The organism is Streptomyces tendae, assembly GCF_008632955.1.
Taxonomy (GTDB): domain Bacteria; phylum Actinomycetota; class Actinomycetes; order Streptomycetales; family Streptomycetaceae; genus Streptomyces.
The window spans coordinates 4,245,593-4,265,690 of record NZ_CP043959.1; the positions used below are offsets into that span (position 1 = coordinate 4,245,593).

A 20,098-nucleotide genomic window follows, 5' to 3' on the forward strand; every position below is an offset into this window, starting at 1 on the left:
CGAGTACCCGCCCGCCCGGCACCCTCACCGGAGGAGATTCCACGATGGCGCACGAAGACGACACCCAGCGGGCCGTACCGAACACGCCGGAGATGCGTACGGACGGAGACGGCGTCACGCGCCGCCGGCCCCTGCGCAGGCGGCACGTCGAGGAGACCGTCGACGTCGCGGTGCCGGTCCGGACGGCGTACAACCAGTGGACGCAGTTCAAGATCTTCCCGCGCTTCTCGGGCGTGGTGCGCAGCGTCGAGCAGGTCAGGCCGACCGTGACGGCCTGGACCCTCGGCCGCGGGCCGCTGCGCCACCGTTTCGCGGTCGAGATCGTGGAGCAGGACCCTGACGCCTACCTGGCCTGGCGCGGACTCGAACAGCACCCCTCGCACGAGGGCGAGGTCGAGTTCAGGCCGAACGGCTCAGGGGGCACCACGATCACCGTCCGGATGCTCCTGGAACCGCGGGGAGCCGCGGGGATCCTCACCCGCTCGTCCCGGGTCACCGACATGGCCGCCCGGCTGGTGCGCGGCGAGCTGGTCCGCTTCAAGCGGTTCATCGAGGGACTGGGGCAGGAGGGCGGGGCCTGGCGCGGCACGATCCGCAACGGCCGTGTGCAGCACGACCGCCCGGAACCGCCCAGGAGCCGCGTCGCCCAATGGCCCGTCGGCTGACCCGCGTACCGGACACGGCAAGAGAAAGGCGAACCCATGCAGAACGCGCCCGGCGAGGAGCCGGAGACCACCCTCTCCGTGACACCGCCGAAGAAGTGGGCGGCCGGTGTCCCCGCGGTCGTGCACGCCCTGGAGTACTCGCTGGAGCAGACGTCCCCGCGCAGGACCGGGGTGGACCTGCTGACGATGAACCAGGTGGGGGGCGTCGACTGTCCCGGCTGCGCGTGGGCGGACCCGGCCCCGGGCCGGCGTCATCGCAACGAGTACTGCGAGAACGGCGCCAAGCACATCAACGACGAGGCGACCACCCGCCGGATCACCCCCGACTTCTTCCGTGAGCACAGCGTCTCCGACCTCGCCGCCCGCTCCGACCTGTGGCTCAACCAGCAGGGGCGACTCACCGAGCCGATGATCAAACGGCCCGGCTCCGACCACTACGAGCCCGTCGACTGGAACGAGGCCCTGGGCGTCCTCGCGCAGGAACTCAAGGCGCTGGCCTCCCCCGACGAGGCCGTCTTCTACACCTCCGGCCGCGCCAGCAACGAGGCCGCGTTCATCCTGCAGCTCTTCGCCCGTGCCTTCGGCACCAACAACCTGCCGGACTGCAGCAACATGTGCCACGAGTCGAGCGGCTTCGCCCTGAGCGAGACCCTCGGCACCGGCAAGGGCACCGTCAGCCTCGACGACCTCCACCACGCCGATCTGATCTTCCTGGTCGGGCAGAACCCGGGCACGAACCATCCGCGCCAGCTGTCCGCGCTGGAGGAGGCCAAGCGGCGCGGTGGCCGGATCGTGGCAGTGAACCCGCTGCCGGAAGCCGGACTGCGGCGCTTCAAGAACCCGCAGAAGCCGAGCGGCGTCGTCGGCCGCGGCACCCAGATCGCCGACCGTTTCCTGCACATCAAGCCCGGCGGCGACCTCGCCCTGTTCCAGGCCCTCAACCGTCTGCTCCTGGAGGCCGAGGACGCCCGCCCGGGCACCGTGCTGGACCACGCCTTCATCGACGCCCACACCACCGGCTTCGAGGAGTTCGCACGGCACGCCCGCACCGTCGACTGGGACGACGTGCGCGCGGCGACCGGACTGACCCGCGAGGAGATCGAGGCCGTCCGCGACGAGGTGCTGCGGAGCGAACGGGTCGTCGTGTGCTGGGCGATGGGCATCACCCAGCACAAGCACGGCGTGCCCACCATCCGGGAGATCGTCAACTTCCTGATGCTGCGCGGGAACCTGGGGCGCGCCGGCACCGGCGCGTGCCCGGTGCGCGGCCACAGCAACGTGCAGGGCGACCGGACGATGGGCATCTGGGAGCAGATGCCGGACTCCTTCCTCGACGCCCTGCGGGAGGAGTTCGGCTTCGACCCGCCGCGCGCGCACGGGCTGGACTCGGTGAAATCGATCAAGGCGATGCGTGAGGGCCGGGTCAAGGTCTTCCTCGCGCTCGCCGGGAACTTCGTCCGCGCCGCCCCGGACAGCGAGGTCACCGAGGACGCGATGCGTTCGTGCCGGCTGACCGCCCACATCTCCACCAAGCTCAACCGCTCGCACACCGTGTGCGGCGAGACGGCGCTGATCCTTCCGACCCTCGGGCGCACCGAGCGGGACGTCCAGGCCGACGGCGAACAGTTCGTCACCGTCGAGAACTCCATGAGCGAGGTGCACACCTCGCAGGGGCGGCTCGAACCGGCGTCCCCGCTGCTGCTCAGCGAGGTCGCGATCCTGTGCCGGCTCGCCCGCCTCACCCTGGACGGCAAGCCGGACATCCCCTGGGAAAACTTCGAGGGCGACTACAACACCATCCGTGACCGTATCTCCCGCGTCGTGCCGGGCTTCCACGAGTTCAACGCACGGGTGGCCCGTCCCGGGGGTTTCCAGCTGCCCAACCCGGTCAACGAGGGGGTCTTCAACAACGCGGTCGGCAAGGCCCTGTTCACCTGCAACGAGCGCGTGGTCCCCCGGGCGCCCGAGGGTCACCTGCTGCTGCAGACGCTGCGCTCGCACGACCAGTGGAACACCGTTCCGTACACGAACAACGACCGCTACCGCGGGATTCACGGCAGCCGTCACGTGGTGCTGGTCAACCCGGCCGACCTGAACGAACTCGGGCTGTCCCAGGGCGACCGCGTCGACCTGGTGAGCATCTGGGGGGACGGCACCGAGCGCCGGGCGGAGAACTTCCAGGTGGTGCCCTATCCGGCCGCGAAGGGCTCGGCCGCGGCCTACTACCCGGAGACGAACGTCCTGGTCCCGCTGGACAGCGTCGCCGACATCAGCAACCAGCCGACGTCGAAGGGCATCGTCGTCCGTCTCGAACCGGTCTCCGGCGGGTCCCGCCCCGCATCCGCCTGACGGGCCTCCCGTTCGCCGGGCGGGTCGCGCCGACGCACGTGCGCGAGCCGCCCGGCGGTGCGCCCGGGCCCGACGAGGACGCTGTCACCGTTCCGGAAGCGGGGTGTACCGCCGACGCACGGCGAGGGCCGCGACGTCGTCGTCGAGAGGTCCGCGCGCGTAGTGGAGCAGGTCCTTGTGCAGCCCGTCCAGCAGTTGGCGGGGCGGCGTCCGGCGGTGCAGACGAGCCCAGTCCGCCAACGGGAAGAACCTTCCGGCGCCGTCGCGGGTCTCCGTCACCCCGTCGGTGCAGAGCAGCATCTGGTCGCCCGGAAGGAAGGGGACGGTGTCCACGTGGTAGTGGTGCCCGAGGAGAGCCGCGAGGTTGAGGGGCGTAGAGGTCAGCGTGGGCTCCAGAACCTGGACCTCCCCTCCCCCACGCAGGAAGACCGGCGGCGGATGCCCGCAGTTCAGGATGTTGACGTGACCGGCGTCGTAGGGAATCTCGGCGAGCAGAGCCGTCGCGAAGTGCTCCGCCTGGTCGTCGGCGGGGACACTGGCGCTGTAGCGGGAGATGGTGGTCTGGAGCCGGCGGACCAGTGCCCTGAGGTCCGGCTGGTCGTAGGCGTTCTCACGGAAGCAGTTGATCACCGCGGAGGCCGCTCCGACGGCGGACAGGCCCTTGCCCCGCACGTCGCCGATGAGCAGACGGATGCCGTACGGCGTGTCCGCGGCCTCGTAGAAGTCGCCGCCGATCCGTGCCTGCTCCTGGGCCGCCAGGTAGATCGACTCGATCTCGATGCTGTGGACCCGGTGCGGCAACGGCCGCAGCAGCACCTGCTGGGCCGCGTCCGCGACGAGCCGGACCTGGAACAGCGTCTCCTCCCGCTGAAGCCGCAGATGGCTCGCGTACGCGGCCGCCGCGGTGACCGCACCGATCGCGGCGGCCGTGTACGGCGTTCCCAGGTCGGGGTAGAAAAAGCTGAGGCTGATCATGACCAGCAGGCAGAACACCCCCAGCAGGACGGTCGGGAGCACGGGCCACAGAGCGGCGGCGAGGGCGGGTGCCGCGGTCAGCAGACGGCTGAAGGCGATCTCCCTCGGCGTGGAGGCCGCGAGGGCGGTGATGACGAGCGTGACGATCACTGGCGACAGCAGCACGGCGTCCCGCTGGCCAGCCTGAGGACGATGACGGCGCCGGGGCCTTCCTGAGCGGATCACAAACGGATCTTATCCGGACAAGATGGACATCACATCGACGGGCTGCGGGCCGCGCGGACCGCCTGTGCGTGGCCGCGGGGCGGCCGGAGTCGTTTCGGCCCTGTCAGCAGGTGCCGGTCCCGGCGCGGGGCCGCCGGGACCGGCACGGGCCGGCGGCTCAGCCGCGAAGCGTCGCCACCGGGCTGTTGTAGGCCTGCGCGGTCAGCACCGGGGTCCTCGACGCGCACGCCTCCGCCGGCCAGGACAGACGGACGGTGCGGGACTCACCGGGCAGCAGCCACAGGTAGTTGTCGCTGTACAGCGTCGGCAGCACCCGGCGGCCCCCTGCCTCCTCGAGCAGGGACAGCCTGACCATGGCGGCCACCGCCGCTCCCGCGTTGTGGACAGTCGCCGTCAGCGCGTGGCGTTCCCCCGAACGCGAGACCTTGGTGATCCCGCCGGTCAGCTTGACCTGCCTGGTCCTGTTCAGGTCGCGCAGGGACGCGGGGTCGCGGTAGCGCCAGTACGTGTTCCGCGACACCTCCGTGCCCCTGGCGTCCGTCAGCGTGAGCCGGAGGAGATGCAGGTCGGGGAGACCCTTCGTCCATGCCGCGGTGAAGGCCTGGGCGGTGGCCGCCCGGGCGATGTCGAGCCGGGTCCGTCGGGTCGCGCCGAGCTGCCGGCCGGCCAGGTCGAACAGCTCGGCGGTGACGGTGGCGCCGCGCAGGTCGGCCGAGGTGTGGTTCACGGCGACGACCTGCCACTTCACCGGGTCGGCCTGGACGTGCAGGGGTTCGCACGCCGTGCGGGCCCCGTAGTAGGTGCCGTTGACGTCGAAGTCGTAGTCGTAGGTCTGCCAGACGGTGCTGTGCCAGGCGGGGTGGGACATCCACAGCATCAGTCCGGAGGCGTTGTCCCACAGGTTGGCGTTCCACGCCTCGAACATGGCACGCGTGTTCTCGTAGTTGACGAACTGGGCCTTGCGGGTGAAGTCGTCGAGGTCCCCGGCCTCCCCGAGGCGTGCTTCGACGGCCGCCTTGTAGTTCTGCGGTGCCTGGTTCCCGCGCTCGCTCCAGTCGTGGTGGTACCAGGCGCCGCCGATCGGCCACTCCGGTTCGTCGCCGGTCATGCTGCGGATGCTCGCGGCGGTGGAGACGACGGGCATGCCGATCTCGGTGTGGAAACCGAAGTCCTTGCTGCCGTACGTCATCGGGTCGAAGTACTTCTCCGGCTCCACCCAGCCGTAGGGGCCGCCGCCGGTGACGATTCCTCCGGCCGAGTTGTTCTGGTAGAGCAGGCCGGGTGCCTGGTCCTGGACCGCCTCCCGCATGCCCTTGTCGATGACGGCGGGAGGGTTGCCTTCGTTGGCGCCGCACCAGACGGCCACGCAGGGGTGGATCCGGTAGCGCAGCACGGTGTCGCGGGCGAGCGAGACGAACGTGTCACGGTCCGGCGGGTCCATGCCCCAGGCGTTGGGGAAGTCGTTCCACACCAGGATGCCGTGGCGGTCGCAGGCGGCGAAGAACTCCTCGCGGTCGCTGCTGCCGACCCAGTTGCGGATCATGGTGAAGTTCATGTCGCGGTGCATGCGCACGGCCGCGTCCATGCGCTCCGCCGGCATGCGGCGCAGCAGTTCGTCCCAGCCCCAGTTGCCGCCGCGGGCCAGCACCCGCACGCCGTTGACGCTGATCTTCAGCGGGTCGGGGGTGTTGGACACGGACGTGACGTCGGTCCAGTCGTCGCCGTCGTCGGACACCTGGACGACGTAGGTCTTCGGGTAGGCGGTCTCCCAGAGGACGGCGACGCGGTCGAAGGCGCGCGGGGATCCGAGGTCGACCTGGATCCACTGGTGGTCCTCGTACGCGGACGACCAGCGGGTGTTCGGATCACCGTCGGTGGCGTGGGAGGCGGGGTTGTCGTGCTCCTCGGTGGAGGCGGTGGCCGTCCGGCGCAGTGCGAGATCGGTACCGGGGTCGTCGGTGTCGACGACACTCAGGCTCCACAGGGAGTTACCCCAGCTGGTGTTGCGCAGACCGCACTGCAGGCGGACGTGGCGTGCGGTCGTCCGCTCGAAGTCCTTGATCTGGAGACTGGCGTTGCCGCCTGTGAAGGGCAGTGGTACTGCCCCGTTGTCGACGGACGTCACGTCGGTCCAGTCCGAGTCGTCCGCCGACACCTGGACCACGAAGGTCTTGGCGTACGCCTGCTCCCAGGTGAGGTCGACCCGGTCGAAGGACTGGACGGAGCCCAGGTCGACGCGTATCCACTGGTCGTCCTCGAACTTCGAGGACCAGCGGGTGGTGTCGTCGCCGTCGGTGGCGTTGGCGGGGCCGTGGTCGTCCTGGTCGGTGCTGGAGGCCTCGACGGCCGCGTGCAGGGCGAGGTCGATGCCGGGCCTGGCGCTGTCGCCGACGGAGAGGGACCACAGGGAGCTGCCCCAGGAGGTGGCCCGGGTCAGGCATCTGACGCGGACGTAGCGGGCCCGCTGCCGTTCGAACGTCACGGTCTGCGTGCAGGCGTCGCCGGACGCGGTGAACGGCAGCGGTACGTCGTACTCGTAGCCGAACTGGCGGATGCCGAACTTCGTGGTGCGACGGTCGCTCTCCCGGCCGTCGACGGACGCCGTCAGGGTCAGGTCGTGCAGGTGCGGTTCGCCCAGCCCGTTGGGCCACCACAGCTTGGGGTCACGCAGCTTCAACTGCGCGAACGCGTCGGGGGTGAAGACGACGTCGGCACTCCGGCCGGCCTTCACGGTGACGCTCCTGGAGACGCGCACCCCGTCGAAGGCCGCGGTGACCGTGGTCCGGAGGTCGGCGGTGCCCGCGTTACGGACCGGGACGACCACGGTCACCTCCGCGACCGACAGGTCCGGCAGGTTCGGCAGAGTGGTGTCCACGCGCGGGTCACCGATGACGGCGTGCCCGGTCGACCGGAGCCGGACGTGGTTCCAGATGCCGGCCGCGCGGTCACGCACCGCGGGCATCCAGTCCCAGCCGGAGGAGGCGAGATACGTCGGGGAGCTGAGGTTCATCTGCTGTGCGCCGGCGTCGACCCATGCCTCACCCTCGGGGCCCTTGTCACCGGGGCTGCCGGGGACCGGCATGGGTGAGATCCGCACGGCGAGCGCGTTGTCGCCGTGCTCGGCGAGGTGCCCGGTGACATCGAGGGCGGCGCGGGCGAACGGGTGGGTCAGAGCGCCGACCTGGTTGCCGTTGAGCCAGACGTCGGCCTTGTGGTTGATGCCGTCGAACTCCAGCCAGACGTGCCGGCCGGCTCCCGTGCGCAGAGCCCGTGGCAGCGCGAAGTCCCGCTTGTACCACCAGGAGTGGCGCGACAGGGCCTCGGGAATGTGCAGGTTGTTCAGGCCCGCCACGGGGTCGGGCAGCTTGCCCTGCTCCACGAGGGAGCCGAGCACGGTGCCGGGGACGGTGGCGGGCAGCCAGCCGGCCGTGTCCACGGAGGTCGTCGACAGGCGGGCGCCGTCCGCCCCGGCCCAGTCGTCCAGGGTGAGCCGCCAGCCGGACTCCAGGGGGACGGTCCCGTCGTCGGTGACGGTCAGCTTGGGCGGCCTGCCCGGGCGGGTCCCCCAGTCGGTCCAGCCGGTCACCGCGGGGCGACGGCCCTCGGCGGTGCCGTACACCTCGAAGCCGTTGAGCCCCAGGGGCAGGGGGCTGGAACGTTTCCGGGACGTCAGGCGCACCCAGCGGGCGCGGGCGGGGCGCGTGAGCTGGATGTCCACCACGCCGCCGGTGCCCTGAGTGGTGCTGTACACCGCCGTCCAGGACTTGTTGTCGAGAGAGGTCTCCACCACGAAGACCAGGGAGTAGCTCGACTGGATCTCGTCGCCGGTGGTGCCGCTGTGCACATTGCCTTCGACGGGCGGCGTGTACACCGGGTCGGAGGCGTCGGCCTCGAAGGTGAGACGGATCCGCGTGACCTCGCCGGCCGCCTGGAGGTCGACGGCGATCCACTGCGGATCGCCGCCCTCGGCGCGCCACCCGCTGCCCTTGACGCCCGGGGACGTGAGGCGGTCGACGACGAACGAACCGGGTGTGGCGGCGTAGGCGGTGGAGGACGCCGTGACGGGGCGGTAGCGGGCCAGCTCACCGGCGGCCCGCGCGTCGGCGGGGGCGGCAGCGGCGGGTGACGCGGGCAGCACGGCACCGAGGCCGAACCCGGCCAGCAGGGCGGGTCCCGTGGTGACTACGGCCCGTCGCGACGGCAGGCGCGACGGACCCGATCGATCGGTCATGTGTGTGACGTCCCCTCAGGAGCGCAGGGCGCGATGACCGGTTCCGCACCGTGCGGCGGGACCGGATGACAACGTTGCCAAAGGCTGGGTCCGCCGGGTGCCGCCTGTCAACCCTCAGGACGGCAACGATGCCGCCCGCGGCACACGTGACCTGCGATCAGATGACAACGGAGCGCGCACGGCGCTCGCTTCGTGCGGGTCGGACGCGGCACACCTCGGTTTCACAAGCTCCTGCTTCTTTCATTGACAGCGGAAAATAATGCCCCTAAGTTCCCGGCCATGCAGTCGACTTCGCCTTCGACCTCTCCTCCAGAGGCCTTCCCGGCACAGACTCCGGCCGTCGCGGAGATCTTCACCACGGTGCTCTCGCACGGTCCTCTGACCCGCTCCGAGGTGGCCGAACGCACCAGTCTGTCCGCCGCGGCGGTCACCAAGGCGGTACGCCCGCTGATCGCCGCCGGGTATCTCGCGGAGGACGCCGTCGACGCCCGCCGGGCCCTGGGGCGGCCGGCCAACCCGGTGCGGGTGGACGCGGGGCGGGCGTTGTTCGTCGGGATCAAGGCGACCGGTGACGAACTCATCGGTGTCCTGGCCGACCTGTGCTGCCGGATCCGCGTGGCCCGGCATCTGCCGCTGACGGACCCGGACCCGCGGTCGGTGCTCGCCCGCATCGCCGAGCTCGTACGGGAGTTGCGCACCGAGGCCGAGGGTCTCGGTGTGCCGGTGCTCGGTCTCGGTCTCGCCGTCTCCGGTGACGTGGACCGTGCCGAAGGCACCGTCCGCTACTCGCCGTTCCTGGGGTGGCGCGACGTGGCCCTCGGTGAACTCGCCCACGCCGTCTCCGGCTTGCCGGTCACCGTGGAGAACGACGTGCGTGCCCTGACCGTCGCCGAGCAGTGGTTCGGCGCCGGCGTCGGGCTGTCCGACTTCGCGCTGGTCACCGTCGGCGCGGGCATCGGCTGCGGACTCGTCGTGCACGGGAAGGTGGTGGCCGGGGCGCACGGGGTGGCCGGCGAGATCGGGCACATCGCCATCGATCCGGCCGGTCCGGTGTGCCGGTGCGGCAACCGGGGGTGCGTGGAGGCGATCGCGGCCGATCGGGCCATCGTCGACCGCATCACCGGGACGACCGGGATCGCGGTCACCGACGCCGCCCACGCCGTGGACCTCGCACGCCGGGGAGTTCCGGGAGTACGGGAGGTCTACGCCGCCGCAGGCGAGGCGATCGGCCGCGGTATCGCCACCGTGGCCAACCTGTTCGGCCCCCAGCGGGTGATCATCTCCGGGGAGGGGCTGGCGGCGTACGACCTGTTCGCCGACCAGATCCGGGGCACCTTCGCCGCGTACGCGTTCGGTTCGGCCGCGCGGTGCGACGTGCGGACCCGTGCGCTGCCGTTCGAGGAGTGGGCGCGCGGAGCGGCGGCCACCGCCATCCAGAGCTTCATCAGATCCGACATCCACCAGCAGCGCTCCCACGGCGCTGCCGCGCGTGCCTAGCACGCACGAGCACGAGGAGCGACCCATGACGCAGCACAGCAGCGTCCCCCTGACCGGGCAGGGACCCGGCCGGCGCAAAGTGGTCGGCGGGCTGTTCGGCCTGTCCGCGGCCGCCCTGGCCGTACCCGTCCTCTCCGCCTGCGGCGGCGGCCCGGGGGCCGACCCCAAGACGGTCACGTTCGGCTCGAACGGCGCCGACGCCACACCGAAGAAGGCCTACGAGGCCGTCACCAAGGCGTTCACCCAGGACTCCGGCCTGACGGTGAAGACCAACACGGTCGACCACGACACCTTCCAGAACAGCATCACCAGCTACCTCCAGGGCACCCCGGACGACGTCTTCACGTGGTTCGCCGGCTACCGCATGCAGTACTTCGCCAAGAAGGGCCTCGCGAGCCCGGTCGACGACGTCTGGGACGTCATCGGCGACGGCTTCAGCGACGCGGCCAAGCAGCTGTCGCGGGGCCACGACGGCAAGTACTACTTCGTCCCGCTCTACAACTACCCCTGGGCGGTCTTCTACCGTAAGAGCCTCTTCCGGGAGCGCGGCTACGAAGTGCCGCGCACCTGGGACGAGTTCATCGCGCTGGCCAAGCGGATGAAGAAGGACGGGCTCTCCCCCGTCACCTCCGGCTACGGCGGCGGCGACAGCTGGTCCGTGCTCGGCGCCTTCGACTACCTCGACCTGCGCGCCAACGGCTACGACTTCCACATGCAGCTGATGCGCGGCGAGGTCTCCTGGACCGACAGGCGCGCGCTGCGCGTCCTCGACCTGTGGCGCGAGCTGACGCCGTACTACCAGTCCGGCGGCGCGGGCCGCCCCTGGCAGGACGCCGCGCAGTCGCTCATCGACAAGAAGTCCGGCATGGCGGTCATCGGCCTGTTCGTCGGCCAGCAGATCACCGACGAGGCGATACGCGCCGACATCGATTTCTTCGCCTTCCCCGAGATCGACCGCGCCCACGGCCAGGACGCCGTGGAGGCACCGACCGACGGCTTCATGCTGAGCCGGAAGCCGAAGAACGAGGACGCGGCGAAGAAGTTCCTCGAGTTCCTGGGCGGCGCCCGGGCCGAGGAGCTGTACATGGGCGTCGACCCGAGCAACCTGGCCGCCGGCGAGCAGGCCGACACCAGCGCGTACAACGCCCTGCAGACCAAGTCGGCCGAGCTCGTCAACTCCGCCAGGCACATCAGTCAGTTCGCCGACCGGGACAGCGACCCCGGCTTCATCGGCACCGTCGTCCTGCCCGGGCTCGTGGAGTGGCTCGGCCACCCCGACGACGGCTCCTCCGTCCTCAAGAAGATCGAGTCCCAGCGCTCACGCTTCTTCACCGCCTGACCGGGACCGGAAAGGCCTGCGCACCGTGTCCTCCGTGACCTCTCCCGGGCGGCTCAGCCGCGGCGACCGACTCTTCCTGACGCTCGTCATCGGACTGCCCCTGCTCGCCCTGCTCGTCCTCGTCTGGTTCCCCGCCTTCGCCTCGATCGCCCTGTCGTTCACCACGTGGGACGGCATCGACCTGTCCGGCGTCCACTGGACCGGCGTCGAGAACTACACGCAGATCTTCACCAACTACCCGCCGTTCTGGCCGGCCGTGCGGCACAACGTGATCTGGCTGCTGTTCACGGCGCTGCTCCCGACCCCCTTCGGCGTCTTCCTCGCCTACCAGCTCGACAAGAAGATCCGCTTCACCCGGGTCTACCAGACCGCGATCTTCCTTCCGATGGTGTTGTCCCTCGCGGTGGTCGGCTTCATCTGGGAGATCGTCTACAACCCCGACACGGGGCTGCTCAACAGCGTCCTCGGGACTGTCGGGGCCGCTCACCACATCGACTGGCTCGGCGACCCCGACCTCAACCTGTGGGCCGTCCTGGTCGCCTCGGGATGGCGGCACACCGGCTACGTCATGATCCTCTACCTGGCCGGGCTCAAAAGCGTCGACCCCGCTCTGCGGGAGGCCGCCGCCCTGGACGGCGCCAACGGACGCCAGACCTTCCTGAGGGTCGTCTTCCCTGCGCTCAAGCCGGTCAACATCATCATCCTCGTCGTCACGGTGATGGAGTCCCTGCGCGCTTTCGACATCGTCTACGTCCTCGGCGGCGGCACCGGCAGCAAACCGGGCATGGAACTGCTCTCCCTGCTGATCACCGACAACATCGTCGGCGAGGCCGGACACATCGGCTACGGCTCCGCGCTCGCCGTGATCCTCCTGCTCGTCTCGCTCGCGGCGATCGGGACCTTCCTCGTGCAGTCCTTCCGGAAGGAGGACCGGTGACCACCACCGTCGAACAGCGTTCCTCCCCCACCCGGACCGGACCCCGCCGGCCACCGCAGGAGGGCCCCGGGCGCCCGCCCGCGCCGTCGGCCGGCACCTGATGCTGGGCGGGATCGCCCTGCTGTGGCTCGTTCCGCTGCTGTGGCCGTGTACACCTCGCTCCGGTCCTACGAGGACACCGCGAGCAACGGCTACTTCTCCCTGCCCCACAGCTTCGGCCTGGACAACTTCACGGACGCCTGGACCCAGTCCGGCATGCCGCACTTCTTCTGGAACTCCGTCCTCATCACCGTCCCCGCCGTGCTCGGCACGCTGCTGTTCTCGGCGGCCGTCGCGTTCTTCGTCTCCCGTTTCGGCTTCCGCTTCAACCTGGCCCTGCTGATGCTGTTCACCGCGGGCAACCTGCTGCCGGCCCAGGTGCTCATCACCCCGCTGTACCGGCTGTACCTGCTGATCCCGCTGCCGTGGTGGATGAGCGACTCCCTGCTGCTGTACGACTCGGTCTGGGGCATCATCGCGATCCACATCGCGTACCAGTGCGGGTTCTGCACCTTCGTCCTCAGCAACTACATGAAGACGATTCCCAAGGAGATCACCGAGGCCGCTCAGGTCGACGGCGCCCCCGTGTGGCGGCAGTTCTTCCAGATCGTCCTTCCGCTGTGCCGTCCGGCGTTCGCCGCACTGGCCACGCTGGAGTCCATCTGGATCTACAACGACTTCTTCTGGCCCCTCGTCCTCGTCGACACCGGCGACAAGCGGCCCATCACCTCCGCGCTCGCCAACCTCCAGGGCGCCTACTTCACCAACCCCAACCTGATCGCGGCCGGCGCCCTGATGACCGCGATCCCCACGCTGCTGGTCTACTTCGCGCTCCAGCGCCAGTTCATCAGCGGGCTCACCATCGGCTCGAGCAAGGGCTGAGCCGCCCTCGCACCCCTCGCCGCACCGAGACCACAGGAGGCACGGCCCATGCCGTCATCCCCGAACACTCCCTTGCCCGCACGCGCTGCGAGAGCCGCCGTCGTGCTGGCCCTCACCGCCGCGGTGGCCACCGCCGTACCGGCCGCGCAGGCCACGCCGGAGACCTTCACGGCCCCGTTGGCGACGACCGCTCCCCTGGCCGCCAAGCCCTACATGGGCTGGACCAGTTGGACCATGCAGTCGTCCAAGTACCCGGGGCTCAACCCCAAGGGCGACTACAGCTATCTCACCGAGGCGAACGTCCTCAAGCAGGCCGACGCCATGGCGGCCAAACTCAAGCCGTACGGCTACGAGTACGTCAACATCGACGCCGGCTGGTGGATGGACTGGTCGTGGACGCCGCAGTACGACGCGTACGGCCGGCAGAAGGCCGATCCCGAGCGCTTCCCCAGCGGTATGAAGGCCGTCGCCGACCGCATCCACTCCAAGGGCCTGAAGGCAGGTATCTACCTCCCCGTCGGCCTGGAGAAGGCGGCCTACGGCGACGGCACCACGCCGATCTGGAACGCCGAGGGCTGCACCACCGCCGACATCGTGTACGACGACCTGCGCACCACCAACGGCTGGGACAGCTCGTACAAGATCGACTTCTCCGACCCCTGCGCGCAGAAGTACATCGACTCCCAGGCGCGGATGTTCGCCGACTGGGGCTACGACTTCCTGAAGCTCGACGGCGTCGGCCCCGGCTCCTTCAAGAGCGGCGACAACTACGACAACGTCGCCGACGTGGCCGCCTGGCAGAAGGCCATCGCCACCGCCGGCCGCCCGATCCACCTGGAGCTGTCCTGGTCCCTCGACCACGGACACGTGGAGGACTGGAAGAAGTACTCCAACGGCTGGCGCATCGACACCGACGTCGAGTGCTACTGCAACACCCTGGTCAGCTGGGAGAGCTCGGTCGACGACCGGTGGGCCGACGCCCCGGCCTGGACCGCCCACGCCGGACCCGGCGGCTGGAACGACCTGGACTCCCTCAACGTCGGCAACGGTGAGATGGACGGCCTCACCAAGGCCGAGCGGCAGAGCTACGCGACCCTGTGGGCGATCGCCAAGTCCCCGCTGTACACCGGCGACGACCTCACCAAGCTGGACTCCTACGGGCTGTCGCTGCTCACCAACCGCGAGGTCATCGCGATCAACCAGGCCGGCGCGCCGCCCGCCGCACCCGTCACCGCGTCCGACCCGCAGCAGGTGTGGGCCGCGAGGAACCCCGACGGCACCTACACCGTGGCGCTGTTCAACCTGGCGGACGCACCCGCCTCGGTCACGGCCAACTGGTCTGCCCTCGGCTTCACGGGCAAGGCCTCGGTGCGTGACGTGTGGAACAGGGAGAACCTCGGCATCTACCGGGACAAGATCACCCAGGCGCTGCCCGCGCACGGTTCCCGGCTGTTCACCGTCACCCCGCACGGCAGCAGCCTCGAGTGGACCGGCTACGAGGCCGAGGCGGGGAGCCTGAGCGGCAACGCCTCCACGGCCGACTGCTCCGCCTGCTCCGACGGCCGCAAGGTGGGCAACCTCTACGGCGGCGGCAAGCTCACGATCGGCGACGTCGTCGTACGCAAGGCCGGCACCTACCAGGTCCGGATCTCCTACATCAGCGGTGACGCCCGGTCCGCCCTGGTCTCCGCCAACGGCGGCGGCGCCACCTCCCACACCTTCGCCTCCACGGGTGACTGGTCCACGGTGAACAGCGTCCATGTGCCGGTGAAGCTGAAGGCCGGAGCGAACACGATCACCATCGACAGCGGCAGCGACGGCTACGCGCCGGACATCGACCGGATCGACGTGCAGAAGTAGCCCCGCGCCCCGTCCCCAGGGGCCCGGCCCGCGCCGGGCCCCTCTCCTCACGCCACCGGAGCCGCCATGACCCCCGGCCCGAACCAGCCGAGCAGACGCACCCTTCTCTCCCTCGCCACCACGGCAGGCCTCACCACCGCCCTCGGCACGCTGCCCACCTTCTCCGTCTCCGCCACCCCCGCACGCCCCGCCGGAACCGCCCTGCCCGCCGACGCCGCCCGCCACCAGCTGTGGTGGCAGGCCCCCGGCGACGAGGGCTCACTCATCGAGCAGGGCCTGCCCATCGGCAACGGCCGTATCGGAGCGCTCGCGAGCAACGACCCCGGCCGTGAGCTGCTGCTGATCACCGACGCCACGATGTGGACCGGCGGCCTCAACGACACCCTGGACCAGGACGGCCAGTTCCCCTACGCGCGCACCGACTTCGGCTCCTTCACCCTGCTCGCCCGGCTCACCGTCGACCTCCCCGGCCACGACCTCGGCTCCGTCCATGGCTACCGCCGGAACCTCGACCTCTCCCAGGGCGTGGTCACCAGCTCCTACGTCCGCTCCGGCGTCACCTACCGGCGCGAGATGTACGCCAGCCACCCCGACGACGTCATCGTCCTGCACTTCACCCAGAGTGGCGGCGGACGCTACACCGGAACGATCACCTTGACCGGCACCCACGGTGAGAAGACGACCTCCGCCGGCTCGTTCGGGGCAACCCTCGCGAACGGACTGCGCTACGGCGCAGCGGTCAAGGCCCGCAGCAGAGGCGGTGACGTCACCGTCAACGGCACCGAGATCATCTTCTCCGACTGCACGGACCTGACCATCGTGGTGAGTGCGGGCACCAACTACGCGCCCGACGCCGCCGCCGGCTTCCGCGACCCCGCGCTCGACCCCACGCGCCTGGCCCGCACCAAGGTCCGCGACGCCGCCTCGGAATCCGCGGACGCCCTACGGCGCACCCATGTCGCCGACTACCGCGAACTCTACGGCCAGCTCGACCTCTCGCTCGGCGACTCCTCGACCGAGCAGCGCGAACTCGACACCTGGGAACGTCTCCACGCCCGCGCACGGGACCGCACCCCCGACCCCGAACTGGAGGCGGCCTACCTGCAGTTCGGCCGCTACCTCATGATCTCCGGTTCACGCGGCAGCCTGCCCCTGAACCTCCAGGGACTGTGGCTGGACGGCAACGACCCGGACTGGATGGGCGACTACCACACGGACATCAACCTCCAGATGAACTACTGGATGGCCGACCGGACCGGCCTGTCGCGGTGCTTCGACGCCCTCACCGACTACTGCCTCGCCCAGCTCCCGTCCTGGACCGAGCTCACCCGGCAGCTGTTCAACGACCCCCGCAACCGCTACCGCAACTCCACCGGCCGGATCGCAGGGTGGACCGTTGCCATCTCCACCAACCCCTACGGCGGAGGAGGCTGGTGGTGGCACCCGGCAGGCAACGCCTGGCTGTGCAACAGCCTGTACGAGCACTACGAGTACACCCAGTCGCCCGCCTACCTCGCGAAGATCTACCCGCTCCTCAAGGGTGCCTGTGAGTTCTGGGAGGCACGACTGCTCACCCACACCCTCCCCGGCACCGCCGAGGAAGTGCTGATCGCGGACAGCGACTGGTCCCCGGAGCACGGCCCACTCGACGCCAAGGGCATCACCTACGCCCAGGAACTGGTGTGGACACTGTTCGGCAATTTCGCCGCCGCGGCAGCCCTGCTGAAGAAGGACGCCGCCTACGCCGACACCGTTTCCGGCCTGCGCAAGCGCCTCCACCTGCCGCGGGTGAGTCCGAAGACGGGCTGGCTGGAGGAGTGGATGTCGCCCGAGAACCTCGGCGAGACCACGCACCGGCACCTGTCCGGGCTGGTCGGTCTCTTCCCCGGCGACCGTATCCGCCCGGACGGCTCCACTCCCGCGGAGATCGTCGAGGGAGCAACTGCCCAGCTGACCGCGCGCGGCATGAACAGCTTCGGCTGGGCCAACGCCTGGCGCAGCCTGTGCTGGGCACGCCTCAAGAACGCCGAGAACGCCTATCAGCTCGTGATCAACAACCTGCGCCCGTCCAGCGGCGGCAGCAACGGCACCGCCTTCAACCTCTTCGACATCTACGAGGTGGAGAGCGGCCGTGGCATCTTCCAGATCGACGCCAACTTCGGCACCCCGGCCGCGATGACCGAGATGCTGCTGTATTCACGGCCAGGCCGTCTCGAACTGCTTCCGGCTCTGCCGGATGCCTGGGCCGCGTCCGGTCACATCACCGGGCTTCCCGCGCGGGGCGGCTTCGTCGTGGACCTGACGTGGCGCAACGGCCGACCCACGCGGGTGCGGATCCGCAGTGTCGGCGGACGCACGACGACGGTCGTGTTCGGGAGCCGCTCCCGCACCGTCAAGCTCGAACCCGGTGATTCCGTCACACTGAAGGGTCTCGGCCGGTGAGCCGGCGGATCGCGTCCCTGGGCGGAGCACTCGCCATGACGCTGACCGTGACCGTCCTCTCCGGACAGGCGCCGGCCTCCGACTCCGGGACGGCGACTCGCCGGCACGACGTCGTCACGTGGGGTGCCAGTGCCGACCGTCTGGGGGAAGGAGTTGCCGGGCGGGGCTACCGTCTGGTCGTGCACACGAGCGTCGGCGGCGACAGCGTGCGGATCCGCCTGTCCAACGCCTTCGGCGACCGGCCGGTGACCTTCGACAGCGTCTACGCGGGCCGCCAGAAGTCGGGGGCCGAGCTGGTACGCGGCAGCAACAAGCGGCTCACCTTCGACGGTGCCCGCTCGGTCACCGTGCCCGCGGGACAGACCGTCCACACCGATCCGCTGCCCGGCCGGCTGGCCGCCGGGTCCGACCTGGTCATCAGCGTGCACAGCCCGGACGCCGCGGGCCCCGCCACCGGCCACGGAATGGCCATGGCGACGTCCTACGTCACCCAGGGCGATCACACCGCCGACGAGAGCGCCTCCGACTGGACCACCCGGACCGGCTCCTGGTTCTACGTCGACGCCGTCACCGTACGGACCGGTGCCACCGTCGGCGCGGTGGTCGCGTTGGGTGACTCCATCACGGACGGGTGGCAGTCCTCGACCGATCTGAACCGCCGCTGGCCCGACTACCTGTCCCGCCGACTGAGCACCTCCTCCGTCACCACCATCAAAGGCGTCGCCAACGAGGGCATCTCAGGCAACAAGGTGCTGGCCGACGGTGCCGGACAGAGCGCCATCGACCGGCTGGATCGCGATGTCCTGTCCCACCCGGGTGTCCGTACCGTGTTCCTCTTCGAGGGCATCAACGACATCAAGGCGCACACCGGGGTCACCGCACAGGACCTGATCAACGGGTACCGGGAGATCATCAAGAGGTCCCGTGACGCCGGCCTGTGCGTGGTCGGCGCCACCGTCGGGCCCTACAAGGGCTGGTCCGAGTGGGACGAGGCTGGAGAAGCCGTACGGCAGGAGGTCAACGCGTTCATCCGCGGCAGCGGCGAGTTCGACGGCGTGGCCGACTTCGACCGGGCGCTGCGCAGCCCCTACGATCCCGGGCGCATGCTCCCCTTCCTCGACAACGGCGACCACCTGCATCCCAACGACAAGGGCATGCGGGCCATGGCCGACGCCGTCGACCTCGCGGGGCTCGACTGCTCCTCGGCCTGGCCAGGACCGGCCACGGTGGCCTCGGCGTCCTTCGGTCCTCAGCGCAGGAAACCCTCGTAGCGGTGCTGTTCGATCTGGCTGCTGATCTGTTTGACGGTTTCCAGGCCCACGCTCACGATGATCAGAATGCTGGTGCCCGTCAGCTGATTGGCACTGCCGAAATTGCCGAGCGCCACCGTCGGAACGAGGGCGATCAGTCCGAGGTAGAGCGATCCGGGCCAGGTGAGCCGGTTGAGAACATAGCCGAGATACTGTGCCGTGGCCTTTCCCGCACGAATGCCCGGCACGAATCCCCCGGCCTGTTTGATGTTCCCGGCCACCTCGTCCGGATTGAACGTGATCGCCACGTAGAAGAAGGCGAAGAAGACGATGAGGACGAAGTAGACCGCCACGTAGACGGGGTGGTTCCCCTTGGTGAGGTTGTTGTTGATCCAGTCGGCCCACCCGGTGCCCGAGCCGGCGAACTGTGCGACCAGCGCGGGGAGGTAGAGGAGCGACGACGCGAAAATGACCGGGACGACGCCGGCCTGATTCACCTTCAACGGGATGTAGGTGGCCGTACCCCCGTACGACTTACGGCCGATCATGCGCTTCGCGTACTGCACCGGAATGCGGCGCTGGGCCTGCTCCACGAAGACGACCAGGCCCACCATGACGAGTCCCACCAGCACGACGACACCGAAGGCGAGCCATCCTCCGGCGAGTGAGCTCTCCTCCTTCACGGCCCACAGCGCGCTCGGGAGCGTGGAGGCGATCGACAAGAAGATCAGCATGGACATGCCGTTGCCGACCCCGCGCTCGGTGATGAGTTCACCGAACCACATGACGCACGCCGTGCCGGCCGTGATGGTGAGGATCATGACCGCGGTGCGGAAGACGGAATCGTCCGGGACGATCTGCGCGGCCTGCGGACAGTTCGGGAAGAGGGACCCGCTGCGGGCGGTCGCGACGAGTCCGGTTGCCTGCAGGATGGCAAGCGCCAGGGTGAGGTAGCGGCTGTACTGGGTGATCTTCGCCTGACCGGACGGCCCTTCCTTCTTCAGCGCGTCGAGACGCGGGATGACCACCGTCAGCAACTGGAGGATGATGCTCGCCGTGATGTAGGGCAGGATTCCCAGGGCGAACACCGTGATCTGCAGAAGTGCCCCGCCGCTGAACAGATTGACCAGCCCGAGGATGCCGCTCGAATCGGAGACGGAATCCACGCAGCTCTGGACCGCCCTGTAATCCACTCCGGGGATGGGCACATGCGACCCGATCCGGAAGAGCACGATGATGCCGAGTGTGAAGGCCAGCTTCTTACGCAGATCGGGCGTTTGGAACACACGCTTGAATGCGTTCAGCACGAGGCTTCCTTCAGTGCGGGCCGGCAGCGGGGCCAGTGGCTCGGGTGAGGCGTGTGGTTCGCCGCGTCCGCCGTCGGTCCGACGCGCGGGACCGGCGGGC

General features: G+C 69.7%; 11 protein-coding genes and 1 pseudogene. 9 read left to right on the plus strand and 3 right to left on the minus strand.

Translation table 11 applies throughout. The annotated features are described in order from the left end of the window. Window positions 1-44: 44 nt before the first annotated feature. Both F3L20_RS19505 and F3L20_RS19510 read left to right on the plus strand, forming a co-directional pair. Complete coding sequence (locus F3L20_RS19505; RefSeq protein ID WP_150155453.1) at window positions 45-665, plus strand: SRPBCC family protein; 621 nt, start codon at window positions 45-47, stop codon at window positions 663-665. Between the two features lie 36 nt (window positions 666-701). Continuing rightward, window positions 702-3,014 carry an FdhF/YdeP family oxidoreductase gene (locus F3L20_RS19510; protein WP_150155454.1) on the plus strand — a complete coding sequence of 771 codons (2,313 nt, stop codon included), beginning with the start codon at window positions 702-704 and terminating at the stop codon, window positions 3,012-3,014. An 84-nt stretch (window positions 3,015-3,098) separates the two neighbouring features. Here the strand turns inward: F3L20_RS19510 and F3L20_RS19515 are convergent, their stop codons facing one another. Continuing rightward, window positions 3,099-4,154, minus strand: coding sequence for a PP2C family protein-serine/threonine phosphatase (locus F3L20_RS19515; RefSeq protein ID WP_240810707.1), 1,056 nt, complete (start codon window positions 4,152-4,154; stop codon window positions 3,099-3,101). Between the two features lie 217 nt (window positions 4,155-4,371). After that, a complete protein-coding gene (locus F3L20_RS19520) occupies window positions 4,372-8,445 on the minus strand; it encodes a discoidin domain-containing protein (protein WP_150155456.1) in 4,074 nt (1,357 codons plus the stop codon). Window positions 8,446-8,724: 279 nt separating this feature from the next. On the opposite strand from F3L20_RS19520, the gene F3L20_RS19525 reads away from it, so the two are divergent. The 7 genes and pseudogenes from F3L20_RS19525 to F3L20_RS19555 all read left to right on the plus strand — a co-directional run bounded on the left by F3L20_RS19525 (window position 8,725) and on the right by F3L20_RS19555 (window position 18,712). Next, a complete protein-coding gene (locus tag F3L20_RS19525) occupies window positions 8,725-9,942 on the plus strand; it encodes an ROK family transcriptional regulator (protein WP_150155457.1) in 1,218 nt (405 codons plus the stop codon). Window positions 9,943-9,967: 25 nt separating this feature from the next. Next, window positions 9,968-11,281 (plus strand): ABC transporter substrate-binding protein, encoded by a 1,314-nt coding sequence (locus F3L20_RS19530; protein WP_150155458.1) that lies wholly within the window; start codon window positions 9,968-9,970, stop codon window positions 11,279-11,281. A 34-nt stretch (window positions 11,282-11,315) separates the two neighbouring features. Continuing rightward, window positions 11,316-12,218, plus strand: a complete 903-nt coding sequence (locus F3L20_RS19535; protein WP_240810708.1) for a carbohydrate ABC transporter permease — start codon at window positions 11,316-11,318, stop codon at window positions 12,216-12,218. Window positions 12,219-12,318: 100 nt separating this feature from the next. Further along, window positions 12,319-13,139, plus strand: a pseudogene (locus tag F3L20_RS19540) (carbohydrate ABC transporter permease). A gap of 48 nt (window positions 13,140-13,187) precedes the next feature. After that, window positions 13,188-14,999, plus strand: coding sequence for an alpha-galactosidase D (locus F3L20_RS19545; protein ID WP_150155460.1), 1,812 nt, complete (start codon window positions 13,188-13,190; stop codon window positions 14,997-14,999). Window positions 15,000-15,065: 66 nt separating this feature from the next. After that, window positions 15,066-17,441, plus strand: coding sequence for a glycosyl hydrolase family 95 catalytic domain-containing protein (locus F3L20_RS19550; RefSeq protein WP_150155461.1), 2,376 nt, complete (start codon window positions 15,066-15,068; stop codon window positions 17,439-17,441). 35 nt (window positions 17,442-17,476) lie between these two features. Continuing rightward, window positions 17,477-18,712 carry an SGNH/GDSL hydrolase family protein gene (locus F3L20_RS19555; protein ID WP_150155462.1) on the plus strand — a complete coding sequence of 412 codons (1,236 nt, stop codon included), beginning with the start codon at window positions 17,477-17,479 and terminating at the stop codon, window positions 18,710-18,712. Here F3L20_RS19555 and secY read toward each other — a convergent pair. Then, window positions 18,691-19,998, minus strand: coding sequence for a preprotein translocase subunit SecY (gene secY, locus F3L20_RS19560; RefSeq protein ID WP_150155463.1), 1,308 nt, complete (start codon window positions 19,996-19,998; stop codon window positions 18,691-18,693). The genes F3L20_RS19555 and secY overlap by 22 nt on opposite strands. Window positions 19,999-20,098 lie beyond the last annotated feature (100 nt).